This window comes from Kosakonia sp. AG348 (assembly GCF_003337365.1).
Classification (GTDB): domain Bacteria; phylum Pseudomonadota; class Gammaproteobacteria; order Enterobacterales; family Enterobacteriaceae; genus Kosakonia.
On sequence record NZ_QPJR01000006.1, the window covers coordinates 194,194 to 215,036 of the forward strand.

The 20,843-nt window shown below is 52.0% G+C and carries 18 protein-coding genes; 10 read left to right on the forward strand and 8 right to left on the reverse strand.

What is annotated here, in order from left to right:
• Positions 1–9: 9 nt before the first annotated feature.
• The 6 genes from DFO56_RS16140 to DFO56_RS16165 all read right to left on the reverse strand — a co-directional run bounded on the left by DFO56_RS16140 (position 10) and on the right by DFO56_RS16165 (position 6,623).
• Entirely contained in the window at positions 10–336 is a 327-nt protein-coding gene (locus tag DFO56_RS16140) for a cytochrome o ubiquinol oxidase subunit IV (protein ID WP_017458876.1), read from the reverse strand.
• Positions 336–950, reverse strand: a complete 615-nt coding sequence (locus DFO56_RS16145; protein WP_017458877.1) for a cytochrome o ubiquinol oxidase subunit III — start codon at positions 948–950, stop codon at positions 336–338. Before DFO56_RS16145 ends, DFO56_RS16140 begins: the two co-directional genes overlap by 1 nt.
• Entirely contained in the window at positions 940–2,931 is a 1,992-nt protein-coding gene (cyoB, locus tag DFO56_RS16150; protein WP_020456767.1) for a cytochrome o ubiquinol oxidase subunit I, read from the reverse strand. The genes DFO56_RS16145 and cyoB overlap by 11 nt, the downstream gene beginning before the upstream one ends.
• A 19-nt stretch (positions 2,932–2,950) precedes the next feature.
• Positions 2,951–3,898 carry a cytochrome o ubiquinol oxidase subunit II gene (cyoA, locus tag DFO56_RS16155; protein WP_017458879.1) on the reverse strand — a complete coding sequence of 316 codons (948 nt, stop codon included), beginning with the start codon at positions 3,896–3,898 and terminating at the stop codon, positions 2,951–2,953.
• 631 nt (positions 3,899–4,529) lie between these two features.
• A complete protein-coding gene (ampG, locus tag DFO56_RS16160) occupies positions 4,530–6,005 on the reverse strand; it encodes a muropeptide MFS transporter AmpG (protein ID WP_020456769.1) in 1,476 nt (491 codons plus the stop codon).
• Between the two features lie 39 nt (positions 6,006–6,044).
• Positions 6,045–6,623: a lipoprotein gene (locus tag DFO56_RS16165; protein ID WP_017458882.1), complete on the reverse strand. Its 579-nt coding sequence runs from the start codon at positions 6,621–6,623 to the stop codon at positions 6,045–6,047.
• Between the two features lie 298 nt (positions 6,624–6,921).
• Here DFO56_RS16165 and bolA point away from each other — a divergent pair, with 298 nt between their 5' ends.
• The 9 genes from bolA (at position 6,922) to DFO56_RS16215 (ending at position 17,344) form a co-directional block, all read left to right on the forward strand.
• Positions 6,922–7,239, forward strand: a complete 318-nt coding sequence (bolA, locus tag DFO56_RS16170; protein WP_017458883.1) for a transcriptional regulator BolA — start codon at positions 6,922–6,924, stop codon at positions 7,237–7,239.
• A 349-nt stretch (positions 7,240–7,588) separates the two neighbouring features.
• Complete coding sequence (tig, locus tag DFO56_RS16180) at positions 7,589–8,887, forward strand: trigger factor (RefSeq protein WP_020456770.1); 1,299 nt, start codon at positions 7,589–7,591, stop codon at positions 8,885–8,887.
• A 287-nt stretch (positions 8,888–9,174) separates the two neighbouring features.
• Positions 9,175–9,798: an ATP-dependent Clp endopeptidase proteolytic subunit ClpP gene (gene clpP / locus DFO56_RS16185; protein ID WP_017458886.1), complete on the forward strand. Its 624-nt coding sequence runs from the start codon at positions 9,175–9,177 to the stop codon at positions 9,796–9,798.
• A gap of 125 nt (positions 9,799–9,923) precedes the next feature.
• Positions 9,924–11,198 (forward strand): ATP-dependent protease ATP-binding subunit ClpX, encoded by a 1,275-nt coding sequence (gene clpX, locus DFO56_RS16190; RefSeq protein WP_017458887.1) that lies wholly within the window; start codon positions 9,924–9,926, stop codon positions 11,196–11,198.
• 183 nt (positions 11,199–11,381) lie between these two features.
• Positions 11,382–13,736 carry an endopeptidase La gene (gene lon / locus DFO56_RS16195; protein ID WP_020456771.1) on the forward strand — a complete coding sequence of 785 codons (2,355 nt, stop codon included), beginning with the start codon at positions 11,382–11,384 and terminating at the stop codon, positions 13,734–13,736.
• Between the two features lie 210 nt (positions 13,737–13,946).
• On the forward strand, positions 13,947–14,219 hold the full coding sequence (gene hupB, locus DFO56_RS16200) for a nucleoid-associated protein HU-beta (RefSeq protein WP_017458889.1): 273 nt from the start codon (positions 13,947–13,949) through the stop codon (positions 14,217–14,219).
• 209 nt (positions 14,220–14,428) lie between these two features.
• Positions 14,429–16,306 carry a peptidylprolyl isomerase gene (gene ppiD, locus DFO56_RS16205; RefSeq protein ID WP_045509226.1) on the forward strand — a complete coding sequence of 626 codons (1,878 nt, stop codon included), beginning with the start codon at positions 14,429–14,431 and terminating at the stop codon, positions 16,304–16,306.
• A 151-nt stretch (positions 16,307–16,457) separates the two neighbouring features.
• On the forward strand, positions 16,458–16,841 hold the full coding sequence (locus tag DFO56_RS16210; protein ID WP_045509224.1) for a helix-hairpin-helix domain-containing protein: 384 nt from the start codon (positions 16,458–16,460) through the stop codon (positions 16,839–16,841).
• Between the two features lie 95 nt (positions 16,842–16,936).
• Positions 16,937–17,344, forward strand: coding sequence for a YbgC/FadM family acyl-CoA thioesterase (locus DFO56_RS16215; RefSeq protein ID WP_020456774.1), 408 nt, complete (start codon positions 16,937–16,939; stop codon positions 17,342–17,344).
• Between the two features lie 97 nt (positions 17,345–17,441).
• Here the strand turns inward: DFO56_RS16215 and queC are convergent, their stop codons facing one another.
• Both queC and DFO56_RS16225 read right to left on the reverse strand, forming a co-directional pair.
• Positions 17,442–18,137, reverse strand: coding sequence for a 7-cyano-7-deazaguanine synthase QueC (gene queC / locus DFO56_RS16220; protein WP_045509222.1), 696 nt, complete (start codon positions 18,135–18,137; stop codon positions 17,442–17,444).
• A gap of 66 nt (positions 18,138–18,203) precedes the next feature.
• Positions 18,204–19,901, reverse strand: coding sequence for an SgrR family transcriptional regulator (locus DFO56_RS16225; protein WP_045509220.1), 1,698 nt, complete (start codon positions 19,899–19,901; stop codon positions 18,204–18,206).
• A gap of 110 nt (positions 19,902–20,011) precedes the next feature.
• Here DFO56_RS16225 and cof point away from each other — a divergent pair, with 110 nt between their 5' ends.
• Positions 20,012–20,830: an HMP-PP phosphatase gene (gene cof, locus DFO56_RS16230; protein WP_045509218.1), complete on the forward strand. Its 819-nt coding sequence runs from the start codon at positions 20,012–20,014 to the stop codon at positions 20,828–20,830.
• Positions 20,831–20,843 lie beyond the last annotated feature (13 nt).

Genomic DNA, 20,843 nt, shown 5'->3' on the forward strand with positions numbered 1-20,843 from the left:
TCGCCGCTCTTATCGAACCATCATGTTGTAGTTGAGGTTCCACATAATCCAGATGGAACCTACCACCACGATCGCGATGATCAGCACAGTAAAGACGAAAGCCGTCATGTTCCAGCCTTCATCAGACTTGGTGTTCATGTGCAGGAAGCACACCAGATGCACCAGAATCTGTACCACTGCTGTCACCAGCACAGTGCCGAGAATCGCCACGTGGGACGCAGTACCGCTCATCACCATCCAGAACGGGATCACCGTCAGGATGATCGACAGGATAAAACCTGTCATGTAGGTTTTTACGCTACCGTGGGAAGCGCCATGATCGGTTGAATGACTCATTACATCGCCCCCATCAGATAAACGACTGAGAATACACAAATCCATACGACGTCCAGGAAGTGCCAGAACAGGCTCAGGCACAGGATACGCGTACGGTTTGTACTGGTCAGGCCGCGACGGGAAATCTGGAACATCAGCACTGCCATCCAGATCAGACCCGAGGTCACGTGCAGACCGTGGGTGCCAACCAGCGCGAAGAACGCTGACAGGAAGCCGCTGCGATCCGGACCCATACCTTCAACAATCAGGTGATGGAATTCATAGAGTTCCATCCCGATGAAGCCTGCGCCGAACAGCCAGGTCAACGCCAGCCAGGAAACAACCTGGCTTTTGTTGTTCTTATACATGGCGATCGCCGCCATGCCATAGGTGATGGAGCTGAACAGCAGCAGGGCGGTTTCCACCAGAACGAACGGCAGTTCAAAGATGTCTTTACCCGACGGGCCACCCGCCGTGTTATTCACTAACACGGCATAGGTCGCGAACAGGATCGAGAACAGAATGCAGTCGCTCATCAGGTAGATCCAGAAACCGAAGACTTTGGTCGGTCCTGAATCATGGTGCCCATGTTCGTGCGCGTGGGCGTTCGCAGTCGTCAGAGTATCAGTTGCCATTTTTCAGCCCTGCCTTTTTGATCTCATCGAAATGCTGGTTTTCCAGTTTTTCGATTTCTGCAACCGGTACGTAGTAATCCACGTCCTCGTCAAAGCTTTTCACAATCCAGCTAATTACGATGCCGGCGAAACCGACGATCGCCATCCACCAGATGTGCCAGATCATGGCAAAGCCAAACACCGTTGCGAAAGCGGCAATAACAATGCCCGCACCGCTGTTTTTCGGCATATGAATTTCTTCATAATGCGCAGGTTGCTTGTACGCTTCGCCTTTTTCTTTCATTTCCCAGAATGCATCACGCTCATGAACGTGTGGCACTTCAGCGAAGTTGTAGAACGGCGGCGGAGAAGAGGTTGCCCACTCCAGCGTACGGCCGCCCCACGGGTCACCGGTCAGGTCACGGTTGAGGTGGCGGTCGCGGATGGAGACGTAGTACTGAATCAACTGGCACAGAATACCGCAGGCAATCAGCGCAGCGCCGCAAGCGGCAACCACCAGCATTGAGTGGAACTGCGGATCGATCTGCTGGCTCAGGCGACGGGTCATACCCATAAAGCCCAGCACATACAGTGGCATAAATGCTACGAAGAAGCCGATGATCCAGAACCAGAACGCGCGTTTACCCCAGGTTTCATTCAGGGTGAAACCAAACGCTTTCGGCCACCAGTAAGTGATACCCGCAAAGCAACCAAATACCACACCGCCGATGATGACGTTATGGAAGTGAGCAATCAGGAACAGACTGTTGTGCAGCACAAAGTCCGCGCCCGGTACCGCCAGCAGTACGCCGGTCATACCGCCCACAGAGAAGGTCACGATAAAGCCGATGGTCCACATCATTGCTGAATGGAACACGATACGGCCCTGGTACATGGTGAACAGCCAGTTGAAGATCTTCACCCCGGTCGGGATGGCGATAATCATGGTGGCGATACCGAAGAAGGCGTTAACGTTCGCGCCTGCACCCATGGTGAAGAAGTGGTGCAACCAAACGATGAACGACAGTACGGTAATACACACGGTCGCCCATACCAGCGAGGTGTAACCGAACAGACGCTTACGCGAGAAGGTCGCGGCGACTTCCGAGAACACACCGAATACCGGCAGAACCAGGATGTACACTTCCGGATGGCCCCAGGCCCAGATCAAGTTGATGTACATCATCATGTTGCCGCCCATTTCGTTGGTGAAGAAATGGGTACCCAGATAGCGGTCCAGGGTCAGCAGCGCGATGGTGACAGTCAGGATCGGGAACGAGGCGATGATCAGCACGTTGGCGCACAGTGATGCCCAGGTAAATACCGGCATCTTGAACATGGTCATGCCCGGCGCACGCATCTTCAGAATGGTCACGAAGAAGTTGATACCGGTCAGCGTCGTACCGATACCGGAGAGCTGAAGTGCCCAGATCCAGTAATCAACCCCGACACCAGGACTGTATTCAATTCCCGATAGCGGCGGATAAGCCAGCCAGCCAGTCTGCGCGAATTCACCCACGCCGAGAGACAGGTTAACCAGGATCACACCGACAACCGTGAACCAGAAGCTCAGGTTGTTGAGGAACGGGAACGCCACGTCGCGCGCGCCGATCTGCAGTGGGATCACCACGTTCATCAGACCGATAACCAGCGGCATTGCTACGAAGAAGATCATGATCACGCCATGGGCGGTGAAGATCTGATCGTAGTGGTGCGGCGGCAGGAAGCCTGCTTCACCGGCCGAGGCGAGTGCTTGCTGGCTACGCATCATGATGGCGTCAGCAAAGCCACGAATCAGCATCACGATACCGACGATGCAGTACATGATACCGAGCTTTTTGTGGTCAACCGAAGTCAGCCACTCTTTCCACAAGTAGTTCCACTTACCGAAGTAAGTAATCAGGGCCAGTAATGCCAGGCCACCGATGATAATGGCAGCCACCGTAACCACAATAATGGGTTCATGGTAGGGGACTGCATCCAGTGTCAATTTTCCGAACATCGTTTTCTTCCTCGACCCCTTAGTGAGAGGTTTCCGCGTGGCTCATGTCCATGCCTTCCATACCTTCGTGCTCGCTATGCTCGCCCTTCGGTTGGTTCATGTCCATGCTCATGCCGTGGCCCATAAATTTGTTGATAACGTCTTTAAACAAATCGGGTTTCACGCTGGAGAAGTATTCAACCTTGTTGTATTCGCTTGGCGCAGCAAGTTTGTCATACGCTGCCATATCCGGCAGGGTATTCGGAGCTTGTTTCGCTTTTGCGACCCACTGGTCGAATGCGGCACGGTCCGGCGTAGCAATTGCTTTAAACTTCATACCCGAGAAGCCCGGGCCGCTGTAGCTTGCGGAGATACCATCGTAGGTACCAGCTTCGTTGGCGATCAGATGCAGGTTAGTCTGCATACCGGCCATCGCATAAATCTGGCTACCCAGTTTCGGGATAAAGAACGAGTTCATCACGGAGTTGGAGGTCACTTTGAACTGAACCGGAACGTTAGCCGGGAAGGCGATTTCGTTCACGGTAGCAATGCCCTGCTCCGGATAGATGAAGAACCATTTCCAGTCCATAGAAACAACTTCAATGGTGATCGGTTGTTCGTCATGGGCTAATGGTTTGCTCGGTTCGAGCGCGTGGGTGGTTTTCCATGTCAATACGGCGAGGAACAGGATGATCAGAATAGGTACCGTCCAGACCACAGCTTCCACTTTATTGGAGTGTGACCAGTTAGGGCTATACTTCGCATCTTTATTGCTCGCACGATACTTCCAGGCGAAACCAACGGCCATCAAGATGGCGGGAATAACGACAATCAACATCAGGCCAAAAGCCGTCAGTATCAGCGAACGTTGCTCCAGTCCAATCTGTCCTTTGGGGTCAAGAAGTGCAGAATCGCAGCCACTGAGTAAAACAGTACCGGCGATTAATGACAACCATCCCAAACTTTTATTGTATTTCCTGAGTCTCATTTAACGACCTCAATTCCACGGGATCTGGTGGCGCTTAAAGTGTGCGGGCATTTTACGGAAAGGTTACGTTACTGTAAACATGATTGGCTCTGTGTCAGTAAGGTGTTACTGGCTTTTGCCGTTTATGTCACATCGAATGCAACAATCTGTAAAAAAAGCGATTCGCACTGCCAGAGAGTGAGATTATAACGGAAAAATTATATGACAATCAGTCCAGGGGGTAAATTGGTATAACCAATCAGTTAAATATACATTTATTTAACAAATATCCAGCAAATATCGAACATTATTGGAACGAACTTGAAACCCAACAATTAATAACCGTGCTGAATCGTTAAAGAGTAGCCTTTAATTTATAAGGCACAAAACAATTAAGATTTTTTTATTTGCTCAATTTGAATTAGGTGATTTGCTAAAAAGATGTGGTGTTTATTTATTGAACATAATAATAACTGCGGTGAATTGTTTTAGGCCGTTTTTATTTTTTGGTGGCCTGATTTTAATAGGAAAATAGCCAGTAAATATATTCTTAAGCGATTTTATTTGCCATTTTACTGTTTTTTAACATTTCGAGGCTTTGACGCCAAAAAAAGCGCCCGCAGGCGCTTTTTTATCACGTCGTTTTAACACGTTATAGCAACTCTGTTTTACGTAGCGCCAGTAGATCCAACACACCGCCAAACACAATGCCGATAAACGCTAACAGTGCGCCCCATTCCAGCAGCGTGGTGCCGAAAGACCAGTCGGTGAACCCTGTGGCGTTGATCATTAACACCAGCAGCCAGCATCCTAACAGTACGCAACCGGCGCTCAGTATGCGCAGCGCCAGCCGGTAGGCCGTAGCGTATTCCGTTCTGCAGAGAAAACTTTCACTCTGTTGCGTAAATGCCAGTGTTTTTTTGCACAGCATCAGCAATAACAGACCGGGAAGCGCGGCCACAATCGAAAAGAGATAGAACGTCGACCAGCTGTAACTTTCGACAAACCAGCCAGCCAGCGGGCCGACATAGACGCGTCCTACCGCCGATAGCGCCGAGAGCAGAGCAAACTGCGTTGCGGAGAAGGATTTGTTGCAGAGCGTCATTAATAGCGCAACAAACGCCGCAGTCCCCATGCCGCCACACAAGTTTTCTAAAAAGACGGCTGAACCCATCGTAAAAATGCTTTTCGCCGTTATCGAAAGCAGCCAGTAACCGGCATTCGAAATGGCCTGCAGTACGCCGAAAATTAACAGCGCACGGAACAGGGATAACCGCTGCATCAGTACGCCGCCAAACAACGCGCCGATAATCGTGGCGATAAGCCCCAGCGTTTTGTTCACCACTCCCACTTCTCCGGCGTCAAAACCAACGCCGCGGATGAGAAATGTTGTTGTCAGGCTCATGGCGAACGCATCGCCCAGTTTGTACAGCACTATTAATAGAAGAATAAGCCAGGCGTTGTTACGCCCAAAGAAATCACGCAGCGGCTCGACAACGGCGCGTTCCAGCGTTTTCGGCACCGGAATCACATCCTCTGGCTCCGGTGCGAGCAGGGTGGCGATAATGCACGGGACCAGTAGCACGGCCATCAACCAGTACATTCCCTGCCAGCCGAGCCAGCGATCCGCCAGCCATAAAGCCAGTCCTCCGGAAACCAACATTCCGAGTCGATAGCCCAGCACGCTTATTGCCGCACCTGCGCCTCGCTCTTCGAGCGGCAGTACATCCGTTTTCCAGGCGTCGAAAACAATATCCTGAGACGCAGAGCAGAAAGCGATAAGCACAGCCAGCGCCGCCATCCAGCGCAGATGGTTGGCCGGATCGAGGAAACCCATTGCGGCAATCGACACCAGCAGCAGAATTTGCGTGAGGAGCAGCCAGCCGCGACGACGCCCGAGTAAAGGCGGCGTGTAGCGATCCATCAGCGGCGACCACAAAAACTTAAACACGTAAGCCTGGCCGACCAGAGAGAAGAAACCGATGGTTTTTAAATCGATGTTTTCAACGGTCATCCACGCCTGGAGCGTGCCGCTGGTCAGGGCGAGAGGCAAACCGGAAGCAAAACCCAGAATCAGCAGGATGGCTGATTTCGGTTGGGTGAAGATACGTAAGTAGTGACTGGACATGAGTTAAAAACTGGCCCGGAAAACCGGGCCAGAAAAAGATTAACGAGCGTTTTGCTTGATGAAGTCGTGAATGCTGGTGTCCTGAGACATATCAGCGATGGTGTCAGTCAACACGCTGTTAACCGCACCGGCAATCTTGTCGTTGGTAGCCTGGAATGCGCCTTCGACGTTATAGCTTGCGCGGTAGTTTTTGGTCATCTTGTTGCCGTTCGCAGCAGTCGCGATGATTGCGATATCCGCTTTGGTCGCGATGTTGTAGCGGACGTTGCCCTGAGAGACATCCGCATATAGCTGGTTAACAATAATCTGCAGGTTTACCGCGCCGTTCGGCCCGATCATATAACCGCGCGCGGTCATCTGTTTTTCCAGCACTTCTTGCAGCAGGAAACGCAGATCGCGGGAGGCTGTCAGGGTAACCAGCTGGTTATCGCGTGTCACTTTGGCCAGCGCTTGATCCGGGCGCTGATCGGCACCGTTGATGCTCACGGTGACACCCATCAGGCTTGGATCCTGCTGCGGCAGAGTAATTTTTGGGGTGACATCAAGTGTTGTCGGTGGGGTTGCGCACCCGGCCAGCATAAATAAAGCGACCAACGGAAAGAGTAGTTTTTTAAACATGTTCAGGCTCTCAAGGATCTAAGCTTCTGGGGGAAAATTCTCGCCATCATAACATTGCCGCTGTTAAGAGGAAGTCCTCAATGCATGGAAATTCATCGTCTTGTGCTTTTTTTGCCGTCAAAAACCGTTTTATGGGCAATGCCACGCAAAAAAAGCTGCTTTCAGTAGAGTTCATCCCCTTGAGCGGGAAAATAGGACGAACGCTAATTTTTTGTTGTTTTATTGTTATAGAGACGGTAAAAGCGGCTAACATTTAAAGAGATGGCTGGCATCTCAGCGTTGTCGGAGGTGTAATATCATGATGATGCGTGAACAAATAGAAGCAAAGCTGAAGGCGGCGTTTGAGCCCCTCATTCTCGAGGTTGTTGACGAGAGCTATCGTCACAATGTCCCCGCAGGTTCTGAAAGTCACTTCAAAGTTGTACTGGTGAGCGACCGTTTTACCGGAGAGCGTTTTCTTAACCGTCATCGCATGATTTACGGCACGTTGGCAGATGAACTGTCTACGACGATTCATGCACTGGCTCTGCATACTTACACACTTAAGGAGTGGGAAGGTTTGCAGGATACCCTGCTGACCTCGCCAGCCTGTCGCGGTGCCGGAAGCATCGCGTAGAAAACCTGGTTGCAACAGCCCAAACTTTTCCAGTATGTTGCATGCAGATTATGTAAAAACGGCCTACGGGCCGTTTTGTTTTGTCTGAATTTTGAGCGAGAAACGCAGTTTTTTGAGCGAAATTGCTTCAGAAGTGTGAAAAATGACGCACCATTGCGACATTCCCGTTCTCGACTCATATCTGTGATGCCGCTATAATGCTGCGTCTTATTTTTCGGAATGTCTTCGGGATGATTCTGACGACAGGGAATGTATATCTGATTTGAGAGAACATCCCGGTTCTGCAAGCGAAACGGTTTGCTTCGCAGAGTAGAGTTGACCGAGCACTGTGATTTTTTGAGGTAACAAGATGCAAGTTTCAGTTGAAACCACTCAGGGCCTTGGGCGCCGTGTAACGATTACAATCGCTGCTGACAGCATCGAGACCGCTGTGAAGAGCGAGCTGGTCAACGTAGCGAAGAAAGTGCGTATTGACGGCTTCCGTAAGGGTAAAGTACCGATGACCGTTGTTGCTCAGCGTTATGGCGCGTCTGTTCGCCAGGACGTTCTGGGCGATCTGATGAGCCGCAACTTTATCGATGCGATCATTCAGGAAAAAATCAACCCAGCTGGCGCGCCGAACTATGTTCCGGGCGAATACAAACTGGGCGAAGACTTCACGTACTCTGTAGAGTTCGAAGTGTATCCGGAAGTTGAGCTGAAAGCGCTGGATACCATCGAAGTTGAAAAACCGGTTGTTGAAGTGACCGATGCTGACGTGGACACCATGCTGGAAACGCTGCGCAAGCAGCAGGCGACCTGGAAAGACAAAGACGGCGCTGCTGACGCTGAAGATCGCGTGACCGTTGATTTCACTGGTTCCGTTGATGGCGAAGAATTCGAAGGCGGCAAAGCCACTGATTTCGTACTGGCAATGGGCCAGGGTCGTATGATCCCGGGTTTCGAAGACGGTATTAAAGGCCACAAAGCGGGCGAAGAGTTCACCATCGACGTGACCTTCCCGGAAGAGTACCACGCAGAAAACCTGAAAGGTAAAGCGGCGAAATTCGTCATTAACCTGAAGAAAGTTGAAGAGCGTGAACTGCCGGAACTGACCGAAGAGTTCATCAAACGCTTTGGCGTGGAAGATGGCTCCGTTGCGGGTCTGCGCGCTGAAGTACGCAAAAACATGGAGCGTGAGCTGAAAGGCGCGGTGCGTAACCGTGTTAAATCTCAGGCGATTGAAGGCCTGGTGAAAGCGAACGAAATCGACGTTCCGGCCGCACTGATTGACAGCGAAATCGACGTTCTGCGCCGTCAGGCTGCACAGCGTTTCGGTGGCAACGAGAAACAAGCTCTGGAACTGCCGCGTGAGCTGTTCGAAGAGCAGGCAAAACGTCGTGTTGTGGTTGGTCTGCTGCTGGGCGAAGTTATTCGTACCCACGAGCTGAAAGCTGACGAAGAGCGCGTTAAAGGCCTGATCGAAGAGATGGCTTCTGCATATGAAGATCCGAAAGAAGTGATCGAATTCTACAGCAAAAACAAAGAGCTGATGGAAAACATGCGTAACGTTGCGCTGGAAGAACAAGCGGTTGAAGCGGTTCTGGAAAAAGCGAAAGTGACTGAAAAAGCCACTTCCTTTAACGAACTGATGAACCAACAGGCTTAATCGACTTCTGCGATAGCTAAAAGCAATAAGCCCGTCACCTGCTTGCTGGTGACGGGCTTTTTTTATCGCATCAGGACTATCAGATCTGTGCTAAAAGGGCGTTTCAGTGTTAGCGTAACAGCAAAAGATTGTTATGCTTGAAATCAGGTAATGTCATCCCCACTAAGGGAATAGCGACAGAAAAGACTCTGGCTGATAATCCGTCCGTGAGGCGTCGTAGTCAGACCCCACTCACTCAAGTACAATCAGTACAGCAGGTTTGTTAATTTTTTATCCAGGAGACGGAAATGTCATACAGCGGCGAACGAGACAACTTTGCACCCCATATGGCCCTGGTGCCAATGGTTATTGAACAGACCTCACGCGGTGAGCGCTCTTTCGATATCTACTCCCGTCTTCTCAAGGAACGCGTAATTTTTCTGACTGGTCAGGTTGAAGACCACATGGCGAACCTGATTGTGGCACAAATGCTGTTTCTGGAAGCGGAAAACCCGGAAAAGGACATTTACCTGTATATTAACTCGCCTGGCGGGGTAATTACCGCAGGGATGTCAATTTATGACACCATGCAATTTATTAAGCCGGACGTCAGCACAATTTGTATGGGCCAGGCTGCGTCAATGGGCGCATTCCTGCTGACGGCGGGTGCGAAAGGCAAGCGTTTCTGCCTGCCAAACTCACGTGTGATGATTCACCAGCCGCTGGGCGGCTATCAGGGCCAGGCGACGGATATTGAAATCCACGCGCGTGAGATTCTGAAAGTGAAAGGGCGCATGAATGAACTTATGGCGCATCATACGGGTCAATCTTTAGAACAAATTGAACGCGATACAGAACGTGACCGCTTCCTTGCCGCGCAAGAGGCTGTGGAATACGGGCTGGTTGATTCAATTTTAACCCATCGTAACTAAGCTCAGGCTGTAGGTGCCGCTATACTAATGAGTACAAGCGGCACACGCTTGAGTAACGTTTTGCGCCTGGAATGGCATATGCGTCGTCATGTGCGGCACAAAGAACAGATAAGAGGTTTTGACTCATGACAGATAAACGCAAAGATGGTTCGGGCAAACTGTTGTACTGCTCTTTTTGCGGCAAAAGCCAGCATGAAGTGCGTAAGCTGATCGCCGGGCCATCCGTGTATATCTGCGACGAATGTGTGGATCTGTGTAACGACATTATTCGCGAAGAGATTAAAGAGGTTGCGCCGCATCGCGAGCGCAGCGCGCTGCCGACCCCGCATGAAATTCGCCACCACCTTGATGATTATGTCATCGGTCAGGAGCAGGCGAAAAAAGTGCTGGCGGTCGCGGTATATAACCACTACAAACGTCTGCGCAATGGCGACACCAGCAACGGCGTTGAACTGGGTAAAAGTAACATCCTGCTTATCGGGCCAACGGGTTCCGGTAAAACGCTGTTGGCGGAAACGCTGGCGCGTCTGTTGGATGTCCCGTTCACCATGGCCGATGCTACGACGTTAACCGAAGCAGGTTACGTGGGTGAAGACGTAGAAAACATCATTCAGAAACTGTTGCAGAAGTGCGACTACGACGTGCAGAAAGCGCAGCGTGGGATTGTCTACATCGATGAAATCGACAAGATCTCCCGTAAGTCTGATAACCCGTCGATTACCCGTGATGTCTCCGGCGAAGGTGTACAGCAGGCGCTGCTGAAGCTGATCGAAGGCACCGTGGCTGCGGTTCCGCCACAGGGTGGACGTAAGCATCCGCAGCAGGAGTTTTTGCAGGTTGATACCTCTAAAATCCTGTTTATCTGTGGCGGTGCGTTCGCAGGCCTGGATAAAGTGATTTCTCACCGTGTTGAAACCGGCTCCGGCATTGGTTTTGGCGCAACGGTGAAAGGAAAATCTGAAAAAGCCAACGAAGGCGAACTGCTGGCGCAGGTTGAACCGGAAGATTTGATTAAATTTGGTCTGATCCCTGAATTCATCGGCCGTCTGCCAGTTGTTGCAACGCTGAGTGAATTGAGTGAAGAAGCGCTGATTCAGATCCTGAAAGAGCCTAAAAATGCCCTGACTAAGCAGTATCAGGCGCTGTTCAACCTGGAAGGCGTGGATCTCGAATTCCGCGACGAAGCGCTCGACGCTATCGCGAAGAAAGCAATGGTGCGCAAAACCGGCGCTCGCGGGCTGCGTTCTATCGTTGAAGCCGCGCTGCTGGACACCATGTATGATCTGCCATCACTTGAAGATGTCGAGAAAGTGGTGATTGATGAGTCGGTCATCGCGGGTCAAACCAAACCCTTGCTGATTTATGGCAAACCGGAAGCGCAGCAGGCGTCTGGCGAATAATTAGCCAAATCTTACAATCAGTTAATCGAAAAGGGGGGATTTTATCTCCCCTTTTATTTTTCCGTAAACACAGCGTTGAATGTGTGGGAAACATCCCCATATACTGCTTTACATGTTAATGGTGCGTGTTGCACAGTCACGTCACCTGATTACCTGGCGGACTTTAAACTAAGAGAGAGCTCTATGAATCCTGAGCGTTCTGAACGCATTGAAATCCCCGTATTGCCGTTGCGCGATGTGGTGGTTTATCCGCACATGGTCATTCCGTTATTTGTGGGACGGGAAAAATCTATCCGTTGTCTGGAAGCGGCCATGGACCATGATAAAAAAATCATGCTGGTTGCACAGAAGGAAGCCTCAACGGATGAGCCGGGTGTAAACGATCTATTCACCGTCGGGACCGTGGCGTCTATTTTGCAAATGTTGAAACTGCCCGATGGCACGGTAAAAGTGCTGGTCGAGGGGCTTCAGCGCGCGCGCATTACCACGCTTGCTGACGATGGTGAGCATTTCTCAGCGAAAGCAGAATACCTTGACTCGCCGGCTATCGATGAGCGCGAGCAGGAAGTGTTGGTGCGCACTGCGATCAGCCAGTTTGAAGGCTATATCAAGCTCAACAAAAAAATCCCGCCAGAAGTGCTGACGTCGCTCAATAGCATCGACGATCCTGCGCGTCTGGCTGACACCATCGCTGCACACATGCCGCTGAAGCTGGCGGATAAGCAGTCCGTGCTGGAGATGTCCGACGTCAACGAACGTCTGGAATATCTGATGGCGATGATGGAGTCTGAAATCGATCTGCTGCAGGTTGAGAAACGCATCCGCAATCGCGTGAAAAAGCAGATGGAGAAATCCCAGCGTGAGTACTATCTGAATGAACAGATGAAAGCCATTCAGAAAGAGCTGGGCGAAATGGATGACGCGCCGGACGAAAACGAAGCGCTGAAGCGTAAAATCGACGCTTCGAAAATGCCGAAAGAGGCAAAAGAAAAAGCCGAATCGGAGCTGCAAAAGCTGAAAATGATGTCGCCGATGTCTGCGGAAGCAACCGTGGTGCGCGGCTATATCGAATGGATGGTGCAGGTACCGTGGAACGCGCGTAGCAAGGTCAAAAAAGATCTGCGCCAGGCGCAGGAAATCCTTGATACCGACCATTACGGCCTCGAACGAGTCAAAGATCGCATCCTTGAATATCTTGCGGTTCAGAGCCGTATGAACAAACTGAAAGGGCCGATTCTGTGCCTGGTTGGACCGCCGGGGGTAGGTAAAACCTCTCTGGGTCAGTCGATAGCGAAAGCTACCGGGCGCAAATACATCCGTATGGCGCTGGGCGGCGTGCGTGATGAAGCAGAAATCCGCGGTCACCGCCGTACTTACATCGGTTCTATGCCGGGTAAGTTGATTCAGAAGATGGCAAAAGTGGGCGTGAAAAACCCGCTGTTCCTGCTCGATGAGATCGACAAAATGTCGTCCGATATGCGCGGCGATCCGGCTTCAGCGCTGCTGGAAGTGCTGGATCCGGAACAGAACGTGGCATTTAGCGATCACTATCTGGAAGTGGACTACGATCTCAGCGACGTTATGTTCGTTGCGACCTCCAACTCTATGAATATTCCGGCGCCGCTGCTGGACCGTATGGAAGTGATCCGTCTTTCTGGTTACACCGAAGACGAAAAACTGAACATTGCCAAACGTCACCTGTTGACCAAACAGATTGAGCGTAACGCACTGAAACCGGGTGAGTTGACCGTTGATGACAGCGCGATCATTGGCATTATCCGTTACTACACCCGCGAAGCGGGTGTGCGTGGTCTGGAACGCGAAATTTCGAAACTGTGCCGGAAAGCGGTGAAACAGCTGCTGCTGGATCCGTCTCTGAAGCATATCGAAATCAACGGTGAAAACCTGCATGACTACCTTGGTGTGCAGCGCTTTGATTACGGTCGAGCGGACGATGAAAACCGTGTGGGTCAGGTCACCGGCCTGGCCTGGACGGAAGTGGGCGGCGACTTGCTGACCATTGAAACCGCCTGTGTCCCAGGCAAAGGTAAGCTGACTTATACCGGTTCTCTGGGGGAAGTGATGCAGGAGTCTATCCAGGCGGCGCTGACGGTTGTGCGTGCCCGCGCGGAAAAACTCGGTATCAACGGCGATTTCTATGAAAAACGTGATATTCACGTTCACGTGCCGGAAGGTGCGACGCCAAAAGATGGCCCAAGCGCAGGTATTGCGATGTGCACCGCGCTGGTTTCTTGTCTGACCGGTAATCCGGTTCGTGCAGACGTGGCGATGACAGGGGAAATCACCCTGCGTGGACAGGTTCTGCCGATTGGCGGACTGAAGGAAAAACTGTTGGCGGCGCATCGTGGGGGCATTAAGACTGTTCTGATTCCTTACGAAAACAAGCGCGATCTGGAAGAGATCCCGGACAACGTTGTAGCCGATCTGGATATCCATCCGGTCAAGCGTATCGAAGAAGTTCTCGCCCTCGCGCTGCAGAATGAACCCTTTGGTATGCAAGTCGTAACGGCAAAATAGTGACCTTGCGCAAAGTGCGTTAATAAAAACAAGGCTGGTGAGTGATTTCGGACTTGCCAGCCTTTTTTTGTATAGCTAATTTAGATTGCTGGTTGGGTGTGTCATCATCAACTGGTGTTGTAAGGGCATGACAGGCCTGATATAACTGCTGCGCGGTCGCGCTGTGAAGGATTCGGGTGCGATATAAATTATAAAGAGAGGAAGAGTAGAGTGAATAAATCTCAACTGGTAGACAAGATTGCCGCAGATGCTGACATCTCTAAAGCTGCGGCTGGACGTGTGTTAGATGCTTTTATTGCTGCCGTTACTGATTCTTTGAAATCCGGGGACGACGTAGCGCTGGTAGGTTTTGGCTCTTTTGTTGTTAAAGAGCGTGCTGCCCGTACAGGCCGCAACCCTCAGACCGGCAAAGAAATCACCATTGCTGCGGCTAAAGTTCCTGGTTTCCGCGCAGGCAAAGCACTGAAAGACGCAGTAAACTGATCGCCTTCCCCTTGAAGGGATAGCGACAAACTACAAGGGCGCATCGCGAGATGTGCCTTTTTTATTTGTGCAAACGCACTTTCTGCGAGTTAATACGCGATGCGGGCTAACAATTGCCCCGTTTTCTTGTCAAAATACGCGTTTACACGCAGCGGGCAACTTGAGCTGCCTGAGATCTACAGTCACCTACAGCGGAGTGTTGTTACACCATGATGGACAATTTACGCGCGGCGGCAAATCACGTCGTGCTCAAGATCATTCTGGGTTTGATTATCGTGTCATTCATTTTGACTGGCGTAGGTAACTACCTGATTGGCGGTAACAATAATTACGCCGCAAAAGTAAATGGTCAGGAAATCGGCCGTTCACAGTTTGAAAATGCGGTGAATAGCGAGCGCAACCGCATGGCGCAACAGCTGGGCGATCAGTTCTCGGAGTTGGCGGCCAACGAAAACTACATGAAATCTGTGCGCCAGCAAGTGCTTAACCGTTTAATTGATGAAGCGCTGCTGGACCAGTACGCAAAAAGCCTGGGTCTTGGCATTAGCGATGATCAGGTGAAAAAAGCGATTTTCGCTACTCAGGCATTTCAGGCTAACGGTAAATTTGATAACAATCGCTTCAGCGCCATCGTAAACCAGATGGGGATGAGCACCGATCAATATGCTCAGGCGCTGCGCAACCAGTTAACCTCGCAGCAGCTGGTTAACGCCGTTGCCGGTACTGATTTCATGCTCAAAGGTGAGACTGACGAGCTGGCTGCACTGGTCGCTCAACAGCGTGTTGTGCGCCAGGCAGTGATTGATGTCAACGCGCTGGCGGCGAAGCAGACCGCAAGCGATGAAGAAGTTGCCAGTTATTACGATCAGAACAAGAGCCGCTTTGTTTCACCGGAGCAATTCCGCGTAAGCTATATCAAGCTGGATGCTGCATCGATGCAGGAAAACGTCACCGACGAGCAAATCCAGGCCTATTACGATCAGCATCAGGATCAGTTCACGCAGCCGCAGCGTAATCGCTACAGCATTATCCAGACCAAAACGGAAGATGAAGCGAAAACGGTGCTGGATGAGCTGAAAAAAGGCGCGGACTTTGCGGCTCTGGCAAAAACGAAATCTGCGGACATTATCTCTGCGCGTAACGGCGGTGATATGGGCTGGCTTGAAGACGCCACCACGCCGGAAGAGCTTAAAAACGCCGGTTTGAAAGAGAAAGGCCAGCTGTCTGGCGTCATTAAATCTTCTGTGGGTTACCTGGTTGCACGTCTGGATGATATCCAGCCTGCGCAGGTGAAACCGCTGAACGATGTGCGTGATGAACTGGCAGCAAAAGTGAAGCAGGAAAAAGCGCTGGATGCATGGTACGCGCTGCAGCAGAAAGTGAGCGAAGCGGCGAGCAACGATAACGAATCGCTGGCAGGTGCGGAGCAGGCTGCTGGTGCCAAAGCAGTACAGACCGGCTGGTTCGGTCGCGATAACCTGCCGGAAGAGCTGAATTTCAAACCGGTAAGCGATGCCATTTTCAATGGTGGTCTGGTAGGGCAGAACGGCACGCCGGGCAGCAACTCCGACATCATCACCGTTGATGGTGACCGCGCATTTGTGCTGCGTATCTCCGATCACAAAGCCGAAGCGATCAAGCCGCTGGACCAAGTAAAAACTCAGGTCAGTGATATCGTGAAGCACAACAAAGCGGAGCAACAAGCAAAACTCAATGCGGATAAACTGCTGGGTGAGCTGAAAGCCGGTAAAGGTGATGATGCGCTGAAAGCGGCGGGGCTGAGTTTTGGTGAGGCGAAAACGCTGGCACGTACTGGCCAGGATCCGGTAAGCCAGGCGGCGTTTAATCTGCCGCTGCCAGCAAAAGATAAACCTTCCTTCGGTACCGCTAACGATCAGCAAGGCAATGTCGTTATCATGGCGCTGGACGAAGTGAAAGCAGGCACGATGCCGGATGCGCAGAAGAAAGCGATGGTGCAGGGCATCACGCAGAACAATGCGCAAATCGCTTTTGAAGCGTTGATGAGCAACTTGCGTAAAGAAGCGAAGATCAAACTGGGTGACATCGTCGCTGAGCCACAGCAATAAAAAGGCTCGATGCGCCTCGCAAAAGAAGAGTAATACTCTGCAAACCTTAAAGGCCGCTTTCGCGGCCTTTTCCATTTTGAATGTTTGTGTTTTGTCTGCGTCCTTTGTTGTGGTTATTGTTGCCTGGCGTTGAAAACAAAGGAGAAACACAATGAAACATGGAATCAAAGCACTCTTAATTTCGCTGTCCTTCGCTTGCGCGACGCTGAGCCACAGTGCGCTGGCAGCGCCTTCTGCTGCGGCTAAGCCACCCGCTGCGCAGCAAAGTAAAAGCGATACCGCCACATCAGCGCAAACCAAAGCACAGGATGCGGCGAAAAGCGCGGATGATGAAGGTGGTACCCGGGTGAGTATCAATAGCGCAACGGCGGAAGAGCTGTCGCGGGTCATGAATGGCGTGGGTATCAAGAAAGCCCAGGCGATTGTCAGCTATCGGGAAGAGTACGGCCCGTTTAAATCTGTAGACGATCTTAAGCAGGTGCCAGGCATAGGAGGGACGCTGGTTGAGCGTAATTTGTCGAATCTGAAGCTGTAAGCCGCTTGCGTAGTCGCTAATCTTTGCCAGAATAGAGAGGTCATACCAGTATGACCTCTGTCTCTATAACTATAAACAGTGAAGGTTAAAGCGCTATGCAGACGCAAATCAAAGTTCGTGGTTTTCATCTTGATGTCTACCAACATGTGAATAATGCCCGCTATCTTGAGTTCCTTGAAGAGGCGCGCTGGGATGGGCTGGAAAACAACGAGAGCTTTAAATGGATGACTGCCAACAACATCGCTTTCGTGGTGGTCAATATCAATATCAACTATCGCCGTCCGGCCGTATTGGGCGATGTGCTTACAGTGACCAGCCATGTGCAGCAGATTAATGGCAAAAGCGGTGTACTGAGCCAGGCGGTGACATTGAACCCTGAGGGGCAAATGGTTGCTGATGCGCTGGTGACGTTCGTCTGTATCGATCTCAAAACGCAAAAAGCGCTGGCGCTGGAAGGTGAATTAAGAGAAAGGCTTGAGAAGATGATCCGCGAAGGCGATTAATTCATCCTTTTCGCGTCGTTTCGTCGTTCGGATAAAGCAATGCCGCCATCAGGCTAAAGCCCGGTGGCGAGCATACTCATCGGGCCATGTATTGTGCTTACTTCAACCCGGTTTTTTGTTTCATTGCCGCCATCACGGCGGGTTTGTCCGCCAGGTAGTGCTGTAAACCGTTGGCGCGCAGGTTACAGGCTGCGCAATGCCCGCAGCCATCGCCTTTGATGCCGTTATAGCAGGTCAGTGTCTCGCTGCGTACCAGATCCAGCTTGCCCCAGTAATCAGCGAGCGCCCAGGTTTCGGCTTTATCAATCCACATCAGCGGCGTTTCGAAACGAATCTCTTTTGCCAGGCCCAGGTTAACCGCATGATTCAGCGCCTTAACAAACTCATCGCGGCAGTCGGGATAACCAGAAAAATCAGTTTCGCATACGCCGGTGATCACCGCTTCCGCCTGTACCTGATAGGCATACACGGCGGCCAGCGTCAGAAACAGAATATTACGCCCCGGTACGAAGGTGTTCGGAATGCCGGTAGCGTCGGGTTCATAATCCGGAACCGGGATGCTGTCGCGCGTCAGGCTACTCACCGCCAGTTCATTCAGCAGCGTTACATCCAGCACTTTATGCGCGCGTGCGCCCAGCGTTAGCGCCAGTTCTCGTGCCACATCAATTTCAGCACGATGGCGCTGGCCGTAATCAAAGGTTACGCAATGCACTTCATCGTACTGCTGTAACGCCTGGACCAGGCAGGTTGTGGAGTCTTGTCCGCCACTAAACACAACAACGGCACGTTTCATAATTCTTCCTGACAATGACAAATAAAGCGCTATGGTAGCGCGAGCGACTGGCAGCGACCAGCTTCTTCACAGCAATGGGGCAGGGAGCCAGGCTTCGGCAAAATCAAACCAGCCGCGCGTATTTAAGTGGATCCCTTCCACGCCCGGCGGCGCACTGATACGGTACTGATAATTAAACATCGGCGTGAGAATGGCGTTGTCCATCAAGTGATAAAAAACATCCTGTAGTGCGCGGTTGCGCTGCTGTTCGTCGGGCTGGCGCTGAACCGCATCCAGTGTGGCTTGCAGATGCGCAAATTGTTGCGTACTCAGCAGGTTTGGCCACAGCGGATCGCAGCGCAACCACTGTTCCAGCGTGCATTCTGGCGCTTCGCCGATCAGCCTGTCACCCATCATCAAATCGGCGCTGGCGAGATGAGTACAACCTTCCCAGTTTTTGCCGTCATGGAAAATCACCGTCAACTCGCAGCCAAGTGTCTGCAAATGCCGCTTAAACTGTTCCGCCATGGTGTGTAACTCCACGGGTAAGTGATAAACCAGCGTAAGTCTGCCCGGTAGCGAAACCTGTTCGGCGGGCCAGTCAGGCATTTGCCAGCCGGGTAATAGCTCCTGGCTTGGCGTGATGAGATTCTCATCCAGCGGCAGCGTTTGCAGCAGCGAAGAGTGATGAATAATCTGCACCAACCTGCGTAACTGGGCGTCATTCAACCGTGAACCCGGGCGCAGAGTAAGGTAGCAGAACCCCAGGCTGATACTGTTACTCACCGGCTGCAAGTGTTGCAACTCATCGGCCTCGCCAATGGCAATCTGTACCGGGTGTCGACAACTGGTGCCGAGATCTTGCTCAAAGAGTTGCGGGGTTATCCAGAATTCCACCGCTTTAAGCAGCGGGTGGCCCAGGTGGTAATAGTCGTGGCTTTCCAGGCGAACCAGTTCCCGGCTGAATGTCACCAGCCGAAAAGGCCCGGTGCCCAGCATCGGCTGCTGCGGGTGCGCCAGACGGCTGCCATAGCTAGCTAGCCTGTGCGCCAGCCAGTAATCCGGGTGATGCAGCTTGAAGGTCAAACACCAGGGATGCGTTATGTCGATGCGTTCGACACTGGCAAATAGCTTTTGCAAGGCGGGCAGCGTCAGCAGCTTGTGCAGTTGCGCCTGCAACTGTTCAGCCGTCACGGCGTCGCCGTTATGCCAGTGCAACGTTGAGTGCAGATGAAAATGCCAGCACAAGCCATCCGGGCTGATATCCCAGTGATGCGCCAGGTCGCCCTGCGGCTGGAAACTGCGCGTGACGAAACGCGTTAAGCCGCTAAAAATCTGCCCGGCTAAATGCTGCTCCGCACGGCCGGGGAGAAAGCCCGGTACCAGCGGATCCAGCGGGCGATAATAGGGAATACGCAGCGTCGGCGTTTCGTTTTGCCATAAGCCACCCAGAAAGGGATTGAGCAACGCGCGCAGATCGTCAGGATCGAGCTGCGCTAACGCCAGTGCGTTCTGCTGTTGCCCGGCGTTTAACGCGAATTCCAGCATTTCGCTACGCAGGGATTCAGGTGTGGCGAGAAAATGAAGCTCGCCGCGCTTGCCGCGCCCGGATTGCGACTGCCAGCTTAACCAACCTGCTTCCTGCATCTGGCGCAGCAGCGTGCGCATATGCCTCTCGCTGCAAAAACAGCGCGCCGCCAGTTCACCAATGCTGACGGATTGCGCCTCACCGGCGGATGCCTGCCACAGACGCTGGTATTGATTAAGCCGATTAAGTTGTCGCATAAACCCGGAACAATAATTTTTATCTATTCACTATTACTTCCGTATATCCCACGCAATACTGGAACACAACACTGAACTTCACAAAAACGCACTACAAGCGGAGAAAAATCATGGCACGTCTGGCCGCTTTTGACATGGATGGCACCCTGTTAATGCCCGACCATCGTTTGGGCGACCAAACCTTAGCAACCCTCCGGCGCTTGCATGAGCGGGAGGTGACGCTCGCTTTTGCCACCGGGCGTCACGCGCTGGAGATGCGCCGTATTCTTAGCGCTATCGCGATCGACGCTTTTTTAATTACCGGCAACGGTACGCGGATCCATTCTCGTGAAGGTGACGTATTGTATCGCCAGGATCTCAGCCCGGAAGTGGCCGATCTGGTGCTGCACAGCCGCTGGGAAACCGAGGCCACTGTCCATGTTTTCAATGATTCGGGGTGGTTGACCGACAAAGCGCTGCCAGAGACATTGCAGGCGCACCTTTACAGCGGGTTTACCTACCAGCTCACCGATCTCAAACGCCTGTCCGCGCATGACGTGACCAAAATCTGCTTTGTTGGCGATCACGACGATCTTTGCCGTTTGCGCATTCAGTTAAATGAGGTGCTGGGCGCACGCGCACACTTGTGTTTCTCCGCGATGGACTGCCTGGAAATCCTGCCGGTGGGGTGCAATAAAGGCTCGGCGCTGGCGGTGCTCAGCACAACGCTGGGTTATTCGTTGCAGGATTGCATGGCATTCGGCGATGCGATGAATGACAGAGAGATGCTCGAAAGCGTCGGAAAAGGAATGATCATGGGCAATGCCATGCCGCAACTGCGTGCGGCGCTGCCCCATTTACCGGTAATTGGACACTGCCGGGATCAGGCGGTATCACACTTTTTGATACACTGGCTGGACACACCCAATCTTCCTTATTCCCCCGAATGAAAAGATCTTTCCA